11 protein-coding genes are annotated in these 13,352 nt (G+C 64.1%); 5 read left to right on the plus strand and 6 right to left on the minus strand.

The features are described from left to right. The coding region (locus tag SO139_RS42885; protein WP_449379546.1) for a hypothetical protein at positions 1-181 on the plus strand (181 nt) is incomplete at its 5' end. A gap of 87 nt (positions 182-268) precedes the next feature. Here the strand turns inward: SO139_RS42885 and SO139_RS42890 are convergent. Continuing rightward, entirely contained in the window at positions 269-1,867 is a 1,599-nt protein-coding gene (locus tag SO139_RS42890; RefSeq protein WP_498541927.1) for an FAD-binding oxidoreductase, read from the minus strand. 93 nt (positions 1,868-1,960) lie between these two features. On the opposite strand from SO139_RS42890, the gene SO139_RS42895 reads away from it, so the two are divergent. Together SO139_RS42895 and SO139_RS42900 are read left to right on the plus strand one after the other, a co-directional pair. Beyond that, positions 1,961-2,518: a P-loop NTPase family protein gene (locus tag SO139_RS42895; RefSeq protein ID WP_449379548.1), complete on the plus strand. Its 558-nt coding sequence runs from the start codon at positions 1,961-1,963 to the stop codon at positions 2,516-2,518. Positions 2,519-2,567: 49 nt separating this feature from the next. Then, positions 2,568-3,530, plus strand: coding sequence for an amidohydrolase family protein (locus SO139_RS42900; protein ID WP_498541928.1), 963 nt, complete (start codon positions 2,568-2,570; stop codon positions 3,528-3,530). On the opposite strand, the gene SO139_RS42905 is transcribed toward SO139_RS42900, so the two are convergent. From SO139_RS42905 to SO139_RS42925, 5 genes are all read right to left on the minus strand, one after another. Beyond that, positions 3,518-4,411 carry a methylenetetrahydrofolate reductase gene (locus tag SO139_RS42905; protein ID WP_498541929.1) on the minus strand — a complete coding sequence of 298 codons (894 nt, stop codon included), beginning with the start codon at positions 4,409-4,411 and terminating at the stop codon, positions 3,518-3,520. The genes SO139_RS42900 and SO139_RS42905 overlap by 13 nt on opposite strands. Positions 4,412-4,427: 16 nt before the next feature. Then, positions 4,428-5,840 (minus strand): hypothetical protein, encoded by a 1,413-nt coding sequence (locus tag SO139_RS42910; RefSeq protein WP_498541930.1) that lies wholly within the window; start codon positions 5,838-5,840, stop codon positions 4,428-4,430. Positions 5,841-5,946: 106 nt separating this feature from the next. Further along, positions 5,947-9,063 carry an efflux RND transporter permease subunit gene (locus SO139_RS42915; protein WP_449379552.1) on the minus strand — a complete coding sequence of 1,039 codons (3,117 nt, stop codon included), beginning with the start codon at positions 9,061-9,063 and terminating at the stop codon, positions 5,947-5,949. Between the two features lie 57 nt (positions 9,064-9,120). Further along, positions 9,121-10,362: an efflux RND transporter periplasmic adaptor subunit gene (locus SO139_RS42920; RefSeq protein ID WP_449379553.1), complete on the minus strand. Its 1,242-nt coding sequence runs from the start codon at positions 10,360-10,362 to the stop codon at positions 9,121-9,123. 155 nt (positions 10,363-10,517) lie between these two features. Beyond that, positions 10,518-11,930: a CoA transferase gene (locus SO139_RS42925; protein WP_449379554.1), complete on the minus strand. Its 1,413-nt coding sequence runs from the start codon at positions 11,928-11,930 to the stop codon at positions 10,518-10,520. Positions 11,931-11,986: 56 nt separating this feature from the next. Here SO139_RS42925 and SO139_RS42930 point away from each other — a divergent pair, with 56 nt between their 5' ends. Both SO139_RS42930 and SO139_RS42935 read left to right on the plus strand, forming a co-directional pair. Next, positions 11,987-12,274, plus strand: coding sequence for a hypothetical protein (locus tag SO139_RS42930; protein ID WP_449379628.1), 288 nt, complete (start codon positions 11,987-11,989; stop codon positions 12,272-12,274). A gap of 204 nt (positions 12,275-12,478) precedes the next feature. Then, positions 12,479-13,249, plus strand: a complete 771-nt coding sequence (locus SO139_RS42935; RefSeq protein ID WP_449379555.1) for an SDR family NAD(P)-dependent oxidoreductase — start codon at positions 12,479-12,481, stop codon at positions 13,247-13,249. Positions 13,250-13,352: the final 103 nt, after the last annotated feature.

The raw sequence follows: 13,352 nt of genomic DNA on the forward strand, positions 1-13,352 counted from the left end.
GACACAGCCGCTCGGCCGCATCGCCGCTGACGCCAATACATCGGATTACTGCCGCCCTTTTTCAACGGAATCGGCCCTTTGCGACATGTTGCGCGGCCGCACGAACTTGGTCGCTAACCGCGCGAAAGCGGACGTAGCCTTCGTTGGTTTCACCGACGGTTATGAGTACACGGCCTGGTAGGCTTTATTTGCGGAGCACGATCTCCGCGCAAACGTGTTCCGCGTTTGTCGCGAGGGAAGACTGCTGAACACTTGTCCGGATCGTGCCTTACGAGCCGTATTTCTGATACATCGTGTTGGTGAAGAGACCGGCCGGGTCGTACTTGCGCTTGGCGGCGAAGAAGTCGTCGATCTGCGGGTAGGATTTCTCGAGCTGGTCGCGTGAATAATAGAGCTGGTACGGCAGGAAGAAGCGCCCCTGGTTGGCGATGGTGAGGTCGATCAGCTCTTCCGTCACCTTCTTCATGCGGCGGTTGCCCTCATCGTCCGTCGGCTGGTTGATGTAGAGCACCAATGAGAACGCCGGCTCCGGCGAATAGGTGAGGAAGTTCTCCTCCTTGTGCACCACGCGGACGGAGGCGTTCAGGAGATTGGTCTTGTTGTCGAGCATGATCCTGCGCATGCCGTCGACAAAGGCGACGAAGTTTTTGCGCGGGATGAAGTATTCGTGGAGGATGTCGGTCTCGTCCTGCAAGGCATTGCGCAGGTACGGCACGGAGTCGTGCATGGGATTGTTGCGGCTGACGAGACAGGCTTCGCCCGAGGCGATCGCCTTGGCGCGGGTGACCGTGCAGGTCTCCATCCGGTGCTCGATGTGCTTCTCCGAGAGCCATTTCAGCTCCTGGAAGAACGGCCCCTGCTTGGAGAGGTTGATCGTGAGCCGCCTGAGCTTCGTGCTGGTGACCTCGCCGAGCTCCTCGATCGCGAAATCGCTGCCGTCGACCTTGGTGTAGGTGTAGAGCAGCATCTCCTGCAAGAAGCTGCTCGGCGCGGTCGAGAGGTGGCCGTACATCAGGCCGACATTGGTGTCCTTCTCGATCTCGCCCGCGAACAGCGCCGGGAAGGCCTTGTAGTCGAGCACGCGCCGTCCGGTCTGGTAGACCGTGTTGTCGGCGATATCGAGCTCGGCCTCGACGATGACGCCGAACAGGCCATAACCGCCGACGACGAGGTTGAACAGCTCCTGGTTCTCGGTCGGCGAGACGCTTTGGATCGAGCCGTCGGCCAGCATCACCTTCATCGTCTTGATCGAGCGGGCCAGCGCGCCGGCTTGATGGTCCATGCCGTGGGCATTGACCGAGATCGAACCGCCGACACTGAAGATGTCGGTCGACTGCATCGCGCGCACCGCAAAGCGCGGATGCAGCGCGATCTGGATGTCATGCCATGTCGCGCCCGGCTGCACGGTGACGCTGCGCGCCGCTTCGTTGAGCGTGATGCGGTTGAAATTGCGCATGTCCAGCACGATGCCTCCCCTGCGAAAGGCCTGGCCGCCCATGGAGTGGCGCACGCCAGCCGTCGTCACCGGCAGCTTGTTTTCGCGCGCGAAGGCGAGAGTTTTTGTAATATCATCGACGGTATGCACCTCAACCATGCCGTAGATTTCGGTGCGGTTGAGGCAGCTCGCATCATTGAGGCTGCCGCCGAGCTGGGACCACTTCACGCCCTGAAGCGGCGCGATCGCCCTCACCTTTTCAAGGTCGCTCCTGCCTCGCTCGCCGATGTCATCCGCGGCACGGCAGTCCTTTGGACCGGCTGGATCGGCCGCCAGCGCCTGAATCTTGCGGAAGCCATAGACACCGAACAGCGCGACGAGGACAGCGGCGGCCGAGACGCCCGCTTTGAATTTGCCAAAGGATTTTTGCATAAAGTGATTCCGGTGGGAGACAGATGATCCGGGAGCGCGGATCATTAGTCAAACCGCTGGCCACCTGGTTCAAGCCGTTATCGGGACGTGACCATGAAAAGCTGCCGCGTTCATCTGACGGGAGCGTCAGGCTCCGGCGTGACGACGCTCGGCCGGGCGCTTGCCGATCGGCTTGCGCTTCCGCATCATGACAGCGACGATTATTTCTGGCTGCCGACGGCACCGCCCTACCAGACGCTTCGCCCCATGCCCGAGCGCCTGCGTCTCATGCGCGAAATGTTCCTGCCACGTCTTGATTGGGTGCTGAGCGGATCCGTCACCGGTTGGGGCGACGCGCTCATCCCGTTCTTTGATCTCGTCGTGTTCGTGATCACGCCGCGCGAGGTGCGGCTGACGCGCCTGCGCGCCCGCGAGGCCGCGCATTTCGGCGCTGATGCGGTGGCGCCCGATGGCTGGCGCCACGAGGAAACCGAAGCCTTTATCGAATGGGCCGCGCACTACGAGACGGGCGAGCGTGAAGGCCGCAGTCTCGCGAAGCATGAAGCGTGGCTTGCGGGCTTGCCCTGCCCGGTCTTGCGCGTCGATGGCGCGCGGCCGATTGCAGAACTCGTCGAGCAGCTATGCAGCGACGCGCGGCGATCGCCGGGCTGATGTGATATCGTCACCGACGTTCTCGGAACAACGAAGCAAGGAGACAACCATGCTCACCCGACGAAGCGTTGTGCTCGCCTCCCTGGCTGCCGGAGTCACCATGACCAGCAAAGCCCATGCCCGGGCGTCGCAGCCGTCGACATCAGTCAATTTCGACGTCCCGGCCCATGCCTGCGACTGCCACACCCACATCCACGGCGATCCCGCGAAATTTCCCTTCTTCGCGGGTCGCGTCTATACGCCGGAGCCGGCGTCGCCAGAGGAGATGGCGGCGCTGCACAAGGCGCTGCATATCGAGCGCGTGGTGATCGTGACGCCGAGCGTCTACGGCACCGACAACTCGTCCACCCTGTTCGGCATGAGGGCCCGCGGCGCGACCGCACGGGGGGTGGCCGTGATTGACGACAAGACGACGGAAGCCCAGCTCGATGCGATGGGAGAGGACGGCTTCCGCGGCATCCGCATTAATCTGGCAACCGGCGGCGTCAGCGATCCCAATGTCGGGCGCGCACGCTTCACGGCCGCCGTCGAACGCATGAAGTCGCGCGGCTGGCATGTCCAGCTCTACACCACACTGCCGATGATCTCCGCGATCAAGGACCTCGTGACGGCTGCGCCCGTGCCGGCGGTGTTCGATCATTTCGGCGGCCTGGAGGCATCGCTAGGGCTGGAGCAGCCCGGATTTTCCGACCTCCTCGAACTCGTGAAATCCGGCAAGGCCTATGTGAAAATCTCCGGCGCCTATCGCTCGTCGAAGCTCGCGCCGGATTACCAGGACATGGTGCCGTTCGCCCGCGCACTGATCGCGGCCAATGCCGATCGCATCGTCTGGGGCACCGACTGGCCGCATCCGGACTCCAGCCATGTGGAGGGACGAAAGGCCACCGACATCGCGCCGCTCTATCAGATCGACGATGGCCGCCTGCTGAACCAGCTGCCGGTCTGGGTGCCGGATGCAGACATCCGCAGGAAGATCCTGGTCGACAATCCGGCGCAGCTTTACCGGTTCTGACAGGCGTCGGACACGCCGGCGTGCTCGTTCAGCCAGCGCGCTGACTTGCGAAGACCGCCGAACGGGAACAAATGGAAGCCGCTGACCGGCGACGTCACGGCCTTCGGTGCTGTCTCGAGCCCACGCACGACCTCGTCCGGCCCGGTCTCGGTGAGCAGCCGGCCGTAGCGGCCGATCTGGTTGCGAACCGCACGGATCGAATTGCCGACACCGCAACGGAGCGCAAATTTCATCAGCGTGCCGGGGCTCGCGGGACCTGCGAGGCCGATCACCACGGGAAGATCGATGGCCGCGATGCGAAGCTCGCCCAGCCAATTCAGGATCGGCGCGGCCTCGAAGCAGAATTGCGTGACGATATCGAGCGCGATCTGCCGCTCCCTGCCCCACTCGCGCCACGCCGCAAGCGATCTCGTCGTCTGCGCCGTGTCGAGGTAAGGATGTCCTTCGGGGTGGCCCGCGACGCTGACGCGCGAGAAGCCGTGCGTCTCGATCAGGCCGCTTGCGGCGACATCACGGCTCGACCTGAACGGCCCTTTGGCGATGGCGAGATCGCCGGCGATCAGGAGGATGCGGTGGACATCCGCCTCGCCGGGCAGCCGGCGGAAGAAATCGTCCAGCGCTTCGCGCGAGGCGATCTCGCGCGCGGCGATGTGCGGCACCGGGTTGAATCCGGCGCGGCGCAGCCTGGCTGCGGTCTCGACATTGTGCTGGTAGTGGTCCCCAGGCAGGAACGTGATGCTGACATCTATGCCTGGCGAAAAATGATCACGCAGCTCGTCAAGCTGATGCCCGCGCGAGGAGATTTCCACCGACGCCTTCGGCAGCAGCACGGCGAGATCGCCGGATAGGGACTGTTCGAGCTGTTCGAGCGTCATCGTCATCGCGTGCTCCGATCGTTCACGCAGGCGCCCGACGGCGCGAGATCACATAGGTCTCGTCGTTGAACCAGAGTCCGCCATGTTTTCTCACCACGCGATCGGTGGCCTCGAGATAGCGGCCGTCGCGCACGACCTCGGACAGCCTGTCGTCCTCGATCTGCGCGACATAGATCGCCGCGTTCCAGGCCGCGAACAGTGTCGAGGTCCCGATCGGGCCCGAGACTTCATCCGGCAGCGTGTGCATGCGGTAGCGGAAGATCGCGCGCGCATCCGACGAAGCATTGAAATTGAAGTGCCGCGCCGCCGAGCCGAGTTCGTGCTTGACCTGGCGCAGGATCGCGTAACGGTCGGTGCCAAAGGGATCATCGCCGGGCCAGACCTGGTCGATGATCTCCATCCCGGGATCGCGGCCGTGGGAATGGATGCCGATCAGACGGCCGCCGGGACGTAATGACCGCACCAGCGGCGTTACGACCTTCGAGGCCTTGAACGCGACGCTGGCGCGGGCACGATAGGGCTGCGAGGCGATGACGAGATCGTAGTCCGCCATCACGCGGCCGGGACGCGGCATGATCGGATCGAGCAGGAAGGAATGATCCTCGCGCCTGAGCGTCAGAATCACCGGACGCACATAGACAGGATTGCCGGTCTTCGGGCTGATCCCGGCGCGCCAGTTCTCGGCGAGGAAGGGCTCGAGCTCGCTGATCTGCTCGGCAAAGCCGTGCGCGGTGTTGCCTTGGAGCGCGACGTCCTTCCAGAGCAAGCCTTGCGCCGCGGTCGCCGAGCGCGGCGTCAGCCAGGGCGCTTCGCCGTAATAGAGGTTGGTCACGACAAGCACGGTTGCGGGATGCTCGAACAGGCGGTCGGCCATCTTCTCCAGCATCATGCGGACGTCTTCGTAGGAGATCTCCTTGGCCACGACATAGAGCGGCATCGCCGGAAAGCGCGCATGCAGCGCGCGCATCACCCGCGACAGCACGGTGCCGTCGCCGGAACCGGCGTCGAACAGCCTGAGCGCCGGCGGTGCCGGCTGGAGATTGGAGATTTCCAGCGAGATGCGGTTGGCGACCTCCGTCTTCTCGCTACAGGTGGAGACGAACAGCAGATATTTCTGCCTATTGTCGAAGAAGCGGAAGCCGGGCGGCGCGACCTCGAGCACGGGCGCCACGCCATTGGCCGCCTTCACCGCGACGGTCGCGGCGCTGCCTGACTGTTCCGGCCGGTGCTCGCTGAGATAGGCGCGCACCTTGTCGAGCGTGCCGGTCGTGATCCTGGCGCCGTCGCGCAGGCGCGACACCAGCTTGCCGTCGTTGACGACGAGCCTGCCGAAGGTCGATTCCGCCGTTCTGGTCGCGCGGCAGTAATCCCGGATCTCGCCCAGGATCTGCTCCGCCGTGGCGGCTCCCCTGCCCGCGTGTTCCTCCATCCGCATGGCTCGTCTCTCCCGCGGTTGCCCTTGCCTCTAATCAAGGAACGCCGGGGGATTTCGTCAACCACAAACCGAGTGGGCAGGATTTGTGGGCACATGCCCACAGGGATCAGCGGGCGCGACGCGAGAAGAACGAGATCAGGACCGGAAGCGTCACCAGGATCACCACCGGCGCCAGCATCATGCCGGTGACGACGACGACCGCGAGCGGCTTTTGCACCTGCGAGCCGATGCCCTCGGACAGCGCGGCAGGCAGCAGCCCGACGCCGGCGACCACGCAGGTCATCAGCACCGGGCGGAGCTGCAACTCGCCGGTGCGCACCACCGCCGTCATGCGGTCAAGGCCTTCCTCGATCAGCTGGTTGAACTGCGAGATGATGATGATGCCATCCATCACGGCGATGCCGAATAGCGCGATGAAGCCGATCGCCGCGGAGACGCTGAACGCCGTGCCGGAGATCAAGAGACCCAGCACGCCGCCGAATATCGCCATCGGGATCACGCTCATGGCGAGCAGCGTGTCGGTCATCGAGCCGAAATTGAACCAGAGCAGGATGCCGATCAGCGCCAGCGAAATCGGCACCACGATCGACAGCCGCCGGATCGCATCCTGGAGGTTGCCGTACTCGCCGACCCACTCCATGTGCGAGCCCGGCGGCAACTGCACCTGCTCGGCGATCTTCTGCTGCGCCTCGCGGATCGCGCTGCCGAGGTCGCGCTCGCGCACCGAGAACTTGATCGGCAAATAGCGCTCCTGCTGCTCGCGATAGATATAGGCCGCGCCCGAGACGAGGCTGATCGTGGCGACCTCGCTCAGGGGAATCTGCGTGACAGTGCCGTTCGGTCCGGGCGCGCCGATGCGCAGATTCTGGATCGCCTCGGCGCTTTTGCGGTATTCCGGCGCCAGGCGAACGATGATCGGAAAATGGCGGTCCGAGCCCGGCTCGTACAGGTCGCCCGCAGTGTCGCCGCCGATCGCGACCTTGATGGTGGCATTGATGTCGCCGGGCGCCAAGCCGTAACGCGCGGCCTTGGCGCGATCGATATCGATCTGGATCGTCGGCTGTCCGAGCGAGGTGAACACCGCAAGGTCGGTGACGCCCTGCACCGTCGACAGCACCGACTTGATCTTGTTGGCAGTGTCAGTCAGCGCCTTGAGGTCGCTACCGAATAGCTTGATAGAATTCTCGCCCTTCACGCCCGAGACGGCTTCGGAGACGTTGTCCTGGAGATATTGCGAGAAGTTGAACTCGACGCCCGGGAAGTGGTCGTCGAGCTGCTTGAGGAGCTGCGCGGTCAGCTCTTCCTTGTCGTGAGTGCCCGGCCACTCGCTCGCGGGCTTGAGCGGTGCGAAAAACTCGGCGTTGAAGAAGCCGGCCGCGTCGGTGCCGTCGTCGGGACGGCCGTGCTGCGACACCACGGACTCGACCTCCGGACGGGCGCGGATCAGCTTGCGCATCTCGTTGACGTAGGTATTGCCCTCCTGGAGCGAGATGGTCGGCGGCAGCGTCGCGCGGATCCAGAGATTGCCCTCTTCCAGCTTAGGCAGGAATTCGAGACCGAGCAGCCGCCCGAGCGCGAGCGTCATGACGACGAGGCCGATGGCGCCGCCCAGCACGATATTGCGGTTGCTGACCGCCCAATGCAGCACCGGCGTGTAGATCCGGTGCAGGAGCAGCATGACTCTGGTCTCGGTTTCCTCGACATGCGCGGGAAGGATGATCGCGGAGAGCGCGGGAGTAACGGTAAAGGTCGCAAGCAGGCCGCCGGCGAGCGCATAGGCATAGGTGCGCGCCATCGGGCCGAAAATGTTGCCCTCGACGCCGGAGAGCGTGAACAGCGGCAGGAAGGCCGCGATGATGATCGCGGCGGCAAAGAAGATCGAGCGCGACACGTCGGCGGCGGCCGACAGGATGGCATGGCTCTTCATGCCAAACAGCGTCTCGGGCGAGGCATGTTCGAGTTCGGAAAGCGGCGTGGTCTGGGTCAGGCGGCGGAAGATCGCCTCCACCATGATGACGGTCGCGTCCACGATCAGGCCGAAATCGATCGCGCCGACCGATAGCAGGTTGGCCGACTCTCCGCGCAGCACCAGGATGATCACGGCGAAGAACAGCGCGAACGGAATGGTGGCGCCGACGATCAATGCGCTGCGCAAATCCCCCAGGAAGATCCACTGCAACAGCACGATCAGCAAAATGCCGACCACCATGTTGTGCAGCACGGTGTGAGTGGTGAGGTCGATCAGGTCCTTGCGGTCGTAGATGCGCTCGATGCGCACCCCGGGCGGCAGGATGGTTGAATTGTTGATCTGGGCAACGAGCTGCTCGACGCGCTTGATGGTCGGCGTGCTCTGCTCGCCGCGGCGCATCAGCACGATGCCCTGCACGATGTCGTCGCTATCGTCGAGGCCGGCGATGCCGAGCCGCGGCTTCTCGCCGACGGTGACGGTCGCGACGTCCTTGACCAGCACCGGGTTGCCGCCGGTCTGCGCCACCATGGTGTTGGCGAGGTCATCGATCGAGCGGATCAGGCCGACGCCGCGCACCACGGCGGATTGCGAGCCTATGTTGACGGTGTTGCCGCCGACATTGACGTTGGAATTGCTCACTGCCTGGAGCAGCTGCGGCAGCGTCAGGCCATTGGCCATCAGCTTGTTGAAGTCGACCTGGAGCTCGTAGGTCTTGGTCTTGCCACCCCACCCGGTGACGTCGATCACGCCGGGCACGGCGCGGAAGCGGCGCTGGAGGATCCAGTCCTGGATCGTCTTCAGGTCGAGCACGCTGTAGTTCGGCGGGCCGACCAGGCGGTAGCGGAAGATCTCGCCGATCGGGCTCAGCGGCGAGATCTGCGGCTGCACGTTGCCGGGGAGCGGCGCGAGCTGCGCCAGGCGGTTCAAGACCTGCTGGAGCGCCTCGTCATAGGTGTAGGCAAAGGAAAACTGGAGTTTGACGTCGGACAGTCCGTAGAGCGAGATGGTGCGGATGGTCGTCAGGTTCTTCAGGCCCGCGACCTGGGTCTCGATCGGGATCGTGATGTAGCGCTCGATCTCCTCGGCCGACAGGCCCGGGCTCTGCGTCACGATGTCGACCATCGGCGGCGTCGGATCGGGATAGGCCTCAATATTGAGCTGGTTGAACGCGATCAGGCCGCCGATCAGCACGGCGACGAACATGCCGACCATCAGGTAGCGGCGATTGACGGCAAGGGCGACGAGACGATCCATTACAGGTCAGTTTTTCGCTGTGCGCTAGCGGCAGTTTTGACGGCGCATGATCATGCGCTAGCTGCCAGAGGCCGCGCGATCGATGAACAGGCTGCCCTTGGTTACAATCTGTTCGCCCGGTTTCAGATTGCTTGTGACTTCGACGAGATCGCCGTTGACGAGGCCGATCTTGATCTGGCGCAACTCGACCGACTTGTCCTCGCGCGCGACCCAGATGCGGACCTGGTCACCTTCATAAATCAGTGCCTGCTTCGGCACGGCTGGCGCCCCGCGACCGCCAGCCGAATAGATCGTCACGTTGGCGAACATCTCCGGCTTGAGCAGGCCTTCCTTGTTGTCGATGGTGGCGCGGACCAGAAGGCGGCGGGTGTTGGGGTCGATCGCAGCGGCGACGTAATTGATCTTGGCGGTGAAGGGACGGCCCGGCAGCGCCATCACGTTCACGGTAATGTCCTGGTCGACGCAGACGGAGGCGGCATCGCTCTCGCGCACGAAGGCCGTGAGCCAGACGGTCGAGAGATCGCCGATCACGAACACCGGATCACTGGCGCCCGCGCTGACATACTGGCCGGGGCCGATCTTGCGCTGCACGACCGTGCCCGAGATCGGCGCGTAGATCGTGATCTCCGGATTGATGCTGCCCTTGTCCTGGAAGGCCTTGATCGATTCGTCGGTGAAACCGAGGATGTGCAGCTTGTTGCGCGCGGCTTCCAGCGCGGTCACCGACGAGCGCATGTCGTTCTGCGCCTGCACTTGCGTCGCTTCCGCCTGCTGATAGTCCTTCAGCGGAACGGCGTGGCCCTCATAGAGATCCTTGGCGCGCTTGAACTGGATGTCAGCGAGCTCGAGCGCCGATTTTGCCTTGTTCTGCGAGGTGATCGCCGTGATGAAATCGTTCTGGGCCTGCACGGTGTCGGCGGCCTCGATCATAAACAGCGGTTGGCCCTGCTTGACGCTCTCGCCGGGCTTCACGAGCAGCTTGGTCACCCGCCCGGCATAGGGCGAGAACACCGGCGTCGAGCGGTCCTCGTCGACCGCGACCTTGCCCTCGGTGACATATTCGGCGCGGAAGGTCTTTTGCTTCACGGGCTCGATCGACAGCGTCGCCCATTCGGACGGCGTCGGCGTGAAGTTCTGCGCGTTCTTGCGCGATTGGCTGGAGACTTCCGAATGGTTCTTTTCCTTGCCCCCGGCATAGAGGTAGGCATAGGCGCCGCCGGCGAGCGTCAGTAAAACTACGGACGCAATCAGCCGTTGCTTGGTAAATACCTGCAATTGCTTGGTATTTTTGACTAACATGGGGCCTGGTCATTCTCGCGATGATTTCAGCAAAATGACTGCCTCATCGATCGCGCTAATAGTGCCGAATTGAGATTTCAGACAACCTAAAAAACGCGGGTCGCCTTTCGGTTTGCGTTAAAATTTTGCGACGTCAGTTCTGTGTCAGCTTCGTGTCAGCCACGGCTCGGCCATTCCGGCGTATGGCTGCCGAGCGGCATTGCCGGACGCAGCCAATCGGCCGGGGTTTTCGACAGCATCGCCGAATGGCTGACCGCTTTCAACGTTCCGAAACCGGATGGCATGGCCTTTATGAACGCAGGATGTACAGCCGCCCCCGGAAGATCCGGGGTCTTCAAACCGTCCGCGAGCCGACCGAGATTCCACAACCAGCGCCCGGTTTGCGCCAGCGATACGCGCACGTGCCAGCTACCACCCTCGCAGGCCTGACGTGCCTTCGCCATCATCGCGCCGAAGGCCATCAGATAGCCGGTGGCGTGGTCGAGCATCTGCGCCGGTAATTCCTTCGGTCCGTCGATGCCGGCGGCCTGCCCCTCCGCGTGGTTGAAGCCGGTCGCGGTCTGCACCAGCGAGTCGAAGCCGCGCCGCTCCGCCCAGGGACCAGCATGACCATAGGCCGAGAGCGTCACATAGACGATGCCGGGATTGATGCGCGCGGCATCTTCCGGCGCGAAGCCGAGCGCGGCGAGTGAGCGCGGGCGATAGCCTTGCGAAAAGATGTCGGCCTCGGCAAGCAGCGCGCGGAGCTTCGTGCGGCCCGCATCGCTTTTCAACTCGATGAAGGTCGTGAGCTTGCCGCGCCCGGTGTCGATGGTGAGCCATGGAATGCCAGGCAGCTCGGGGCCGGACACCAGCAGCACATCGGCGCCGTGGACGGCGAGCGTACGGCCCGCAACGGGCCCGGCGATGACGCGGGACAGATCGAGCACGCGCAGGCCCGCGAGCGGGCGGTCGCCTTTCGGCCGAAGCTTGGGCCACGGCTTTGGCGGCGCTTCGCCGATCTTCTCGATCGAGACGAGCGGCAGCTCGGCCAGTGCTCGCGCGTGCGGCAGTGCAGACCATTCGTCATATGAACGCATCAGCGCAACGACGCCGCCCGCAGCATAGGCCGCGGTCTCAAAATCCTCGCCCTTCCATTGCATCAGCGCGGCCTGCACCTTGTCGCGCTCTGCCTCGCAGCCGAGCACCTTGCAGACGGCGTCGCGATGGTGCGGGAAGTTGGTGTGACAGCGGACGAAGCGGCCGTCGCCGGTCTTGTAGATTCCTGCGATCGCGTCCCAGGCCGGTGGCGGCGGCTTGTCGTCGACACGCAAATAACGTTCGGAGCGGCATTCGACGACGGCATGGCGCATGTCCACCGCGACGTCCTGCGCCTCGCCCGTGCGCTGCCTCCAGATTTCGGCGGCTGCAAGGCCCGCCGCGGCGATGCTGACCTGGCCTGCCGCCGCGACGCGGAATGAGGACGGGATTTGCGGCTCCTCGCCGCTCAGCCGCACGCGCGCGAGCGCAGCGGCGTCGCCGCCCGCGGAGGTCCAGATGTCCCTGAGAATGTCGGCAGGGCTTTGCATGGCGATTGCTCTCCCGATAATTTCGGCAGCATCGCATGAGCACGGAAAGGACTGCAATGGCTGCCATCGATCCCCTCACCGCGGGTGCCGTACTGCTCGCGACCGCCGCCACCGACGCGGTCTACGTCATGTTTACCTCTGCGGTCGTGGCGCGCAAGCGCGTGCCGGCGGCGACCTGGAGCGCGATCTGGTACCTGCTCTCCTCCTACGCCGTGATCAGCTACACCGAAAACGCGACTTACGTCGCCTTCGCCGCCATCGGCTCATGGATCGGCGCCTACGCATCGCTCACCTTCCTGCACCGCCCGCCCGGCGGCCCGCCGGTGGGCGCGTCGCCGGAGTGAGAGGTGAAGCTGTGCTCCGGCCGTCTTGCGCGCTGTCATCATCCGCGAAAGCGGATGATCCAGTATTCCAGAGACGCCGGTAATAGAACTGCGAAGTCGCGGCGCACCGGATACCTCGCTTTCGCGGGTTACGACGTCGAGAACCAATTCAACATTGTCGCGTGAACGACTAGAGTCCATGCGACCAACAAAAAGGAGCCAACAATGGATCTCGGTCTCAAAGGAAAAAGCGCCGTCGTGCTGGGCGGCACGCGCGGCATCGGGCGGGCGATTGCGACGACGCTGGCCGGTGAAGGCGCCAACGTCGCGGTGTGCGCGCGCAACGCCGAGCAGGTCGCGGCCACCGTGGCCGAATTGAAAGCGACCGGCGTACGCGCGACAGGCAGCGCGGTCGATGTGACCGATGGAGCGGTCCTGAAATCCTGGATCGACGGCGTCGCCAGGGAACTCGGCGGCATCGACATGCTGTTCTCCAACGCCGGCGCCATGGCGCAAGGCAACGACATCGCCTCATGGGAGCAGAATTTCCGGCTCGACGTGCTTGGCGCCGTGCATGCGTTCGATGCCGCGCGACCGTTCCTCGAAGCGAGCAGCGAAAAAAGCGGCGATGCGGCCTTTGTCATCATCTCGTCGGTGTCGGCGGCGCAGGCCAACCAGGCGAGCTCCTACGGCCCGATCAAGGCGGCACTGATCCACATGGCCAAGGGATTGGCGCGGCAACACGCCAAGAAGAAGATCCGCGTCAACGTGGTGTCGCCCGGCACCGTTTATTTCAAGGGCGGCGTCTGGAACATGGCCGAACAGAATATGCCCAAACTCTTCGAGGATACGCTCGCCCGCAATCCGACGGGACGCATGGCCACGCCGCAGGAAATCGCGAACGCCGCGGTTTTTCTGGCAAGCCCGGTGTCGTCGTTCACGACGGGCTCAAATCTCGTCGTGGACGGCGGAATCTCGAACCGGGTGAATTTCTGAGGGACACTGTCATCGCCCGGCTTGACCGGGCGATCCAGATGCTATGGGGTAAGCGGCGACTGGGGTAAGCGGCGGTGAGGGTGTGGACACCCCTCGAACGCCG

The sequence above is a fragment of the Bradyrhizobium sp. UFLA05-89 genome, assembly GCF_059803475.1.